The sequence below is a fragment of the Bradyrhizobium sp. Gha genome, assembly GCF_900113735.1.
Taxonomy (GTDB): domain Bacteria; phylum Pseudomonadota; class Alphaproteobacteria; order Rhizobiales; family Xanthobacteraceae; genus Bradyrhizobium.
Map to the genome: position 1 here is coordinate 1 of NZ_FOQM01000086.1, position 2,892 is coordinate 2,892.

Sequence of the window (2,892 nt, forward strand, 5' to 3'; positions counted from 1 at the left end):
CGAGACCTCCATCCCGCCAAACTTGGCTTTCCATTTGTAGATACTGGCATCGCTGACGCCGTGCTTTCGGCACAGATCGGCAACCGACACGCCAGCCTCGTGCTCCTTCAAAATCCCGATGATCTGCTCTTCCGTAAAGCGGTTGCGCTTCATTCACTCGATGGACTCGAATGATCTGCAGAGGCCTGGAGACGCAGTGCTTAGGACTCGCAAGTGCTCAGGCTAACGGCGCTCGCGCACTCCTCATCAGACAACACGACCGGTGCAAGTATACCCGCGCTTACCTGTAACTTGGTGATGCGGCTGAACAAAATACTCCTGTCGAGTCATTTCATAGTATTGCCAAAATTTTCCCTGGTACCAGCGGTCATCCACATATCGTAGCCCCAGTTTCTTGGCTGCCCGTTCCGCCGGAACATTGCCGTGCCTAATAACACTGACCACCTTTTCCTTGGTTGAGTTTTGTAAAGCATGTGTGACGCCAAAGCGTCGAGCCTCCAGACCAAGACCCCGCCGCCTTCCATGTTCAGCGAGCACAGTTACGAGTTCGAGATTGTTGGTGCCATCGTAGTCACGCAAGCCACTACGACCGATAAATATCGGGCCCTCATCCGTTTTTTCGTAGACCATCCAGTCGCCGAAGCCATTCTTGTGCCACCGGGCCCAAAACCAATCGAGCCATTTGCGCACGTCCTCAAGGGTCTGCGGCACATTGTTGAAGATAACTTCCTGAACGCGTGGATCATTATGCAGTTTTAATAACTCGGCCTCGTGTTCCGGGCGCGGTGAGCTTAGGATCAAACGTTCTGTCTCATATGTGACCATCGGTAATTTCTCCCAGAACAGCTTCTGCCTTAGGTTGGGTTTTCGATCATCGGAGTTAGCTCCCATGGACGCAGTTTTTGCGCTGACCCAGGGCCACAGTTCACGTGGGCACGATTGATCTAGCAGATCGGCACACTAGCAGCGGTACAGCTGCACGCACCTACCAATACTAAGGAGCGCGCGCAATCAGATTGACCCTTGAAGTAGATGTCTTTTTGACCTTTGCGATCATTTACCGACCATGAAGAACGTCCGAGGTTATCGGGTTTGAGTTTGCACACGCGTTAAATGTGAGATTGCAAGCTTTTGGGCTATGAGTAAGCGTCCGATGGAGCTTTCAATTGCCCACAAATGCTTGATTCGAGTAAGCCTCCGGTGGAGCTTTCAATTACCCACAAATTCCCCTCCGACCATGGCGCCCAGCGCGATGTCGGCGAGGCGTGACAGCCCGCGCCACATGACGGTATTGCCGGGCGGCGGATCGTTGGCGCGGGCGAGGTAACCGCCGAGCCGGGCGATCTTGTTCAGATAGTGCGAGAGCGTTTTTCTTGCTTTTGGTTTGTCGTTGACGAGGCGATCGAGAACGCCGATTTCAGTCGCAGTCAACGCGAGGGTTGGCGGCGCATCTGGGGCGGAACGGTTGAGCATCGTCATCCAGAAGACCCGCCAACTCAGGATGCAAAAGAGCGAGATCAGATTGGTCAGACGCTGGGCGGTCCTGAGCTTCGACTCCTCAGCTTTGCAGCCCGATTTGAGGATCTTGTGGAACACCTCGATCTTCCATCTCAAAGCATACCATTCGAGCTTCTCAATGGCGTCGGTGCGGGAGCTTACAGGCAGGTCGGTGATCAGCTTCCAATCGATCTTCTTTCTGTTTTTCGGCGTCCCGCGCTCTTCGGCATGGATCACCGTCAGGGTCAGGGCGGGATAGCGTTTCTGCTTTCCGATCGGCGGCAGGACGCGAATCTTGCGATACCTGAGTTCAAGAACGGCCTGGTCGGGATTGCCGTTACTATCTCTGACTTCGATGCGATGGAGCCCTTTGACGGCGACCTCGTCCATTTTGTCGGCTATCGTGTGATCCCCATCTCCAGCCAAGCGGTCGACGCAGGTCCTGATCAGGAAATGAGTTCCGATCCCGTGTGCTGCGCAGAAGAGCTCGTAGATGTCACTCTCGCGATCACCGATATGGATGCATCGTCCCGGATGATCCAAGAGTTGCGTAGACTGCTTGAGATTTTCCAACCACCGGACGCTTTCCTTTTTTCTCGATGGGAATCCGGGTCGGATTGATCTTCTTTTTAAGCGCTGCCGTCCCCTTGAATTTCTTCCGGGTCCAGAACTTAACGGCCGCCAACCCCAGCGGCACCCCTTCGATTGTAACCGCGAGGCTCGAATGCATCAGGATGCCGCAAACCGTGTGCGATCTGAGGCGACCCGCCTTATCCCGTCCACTGTTTATACTCTTGGTGATGCCGATCGCTTCCGACTTTTCGCGCTGATAGCTAAACTCGGTTGTGTCGTGCAGCACAAGAACGAGACCGCCGGCGGCGGCGGCACGATCACGTGTCGATTGGAAATGGCCGGCCAGAATGTCCGCTTCGCTGACCCGGTCATTAGAGAAGAAGCGGTAGGCTGCCTTGGTATTCGCCCAATCCTGGCAGACGAGCGGAATGCTTTGTCCCATGGCGCTTCCAATCTGCGTGAGCAGTTTGCGGAATCTGTCGCCGAGCCGCGCGTCCCTAAACTCGCATCCACTGCTCTCGCGATCAATCCAACATTCACCTTCCACGGATCGCAAACAGCCTTTTGCCGATCGATCTCTTAATGTCGGCCCATAGAGCACCCCCTCGCGAATCAGGTGCGCAGAAAGGAATCACAAGTGATTCTTTCGATTCAAGATTTCGCCGATCAGCGGATCAGCCCGAGTGGTCAAAGTTATGGGTAATTGAAAGCTTCACCGGACGGTTACTGATTCGATTGCGGTAGTCCTGATCGAAAAATCTTAAATCCGATGAATCGCTGGTGATTCATTGTCGGGCACCTGAATCGCGACGGCGAGGTGCC

General features: G+C 54.5%; 4 protein-coding genes. All 4 read right to left on the reverse strand.

Annotated elements, in window-relative coordinates:
* On the reverse strand, positions 1-153 hold a 153-nt coding region (locus BM222_RS39605), incomplete at its 3' end, for a transposase (protein ID WP_143106212.1).
* A 93-nt stretch (positions 154-246) separates the two neighbouring features.
* The gene (locus BM222_RS39610; protein WP_177243759.1) at positions 247-825 is read right to left on the reverse strand and encodes a GNAT family N-acetyltransferase; all 579 of its coding nucleotides are present in this window, start codon (positions 823-825) and stop codon (positions 247-249) included.
* Positions 826-1,209: 384 nt separating this feature from the next.
* A complete protein-coding gene (locus BM222_RS42760) occupies positions 1,210-2,070 on the reverse strand; it encodes an IS4 family transposase (RefSeq protein ID WP_244547440.1) in 861 nt (286 codons plus the stop codon).
* Entirely contained in the window at positions 2,006-2,671 is a 666-nt protein-coding gene (locus BM222_RS42765; RefSeq protein WP_349509908.1) for an IS4/Tn5 family transposase DNA-binding protein, read from the reverse strand. The genes BM222_RS42760 and BM222_RS42765 overlap by 65 nt, the downstream gene beginning before the upstream one ends.
* Positions 2,672-2,892 lie beyond the last annotated feature (221 nt).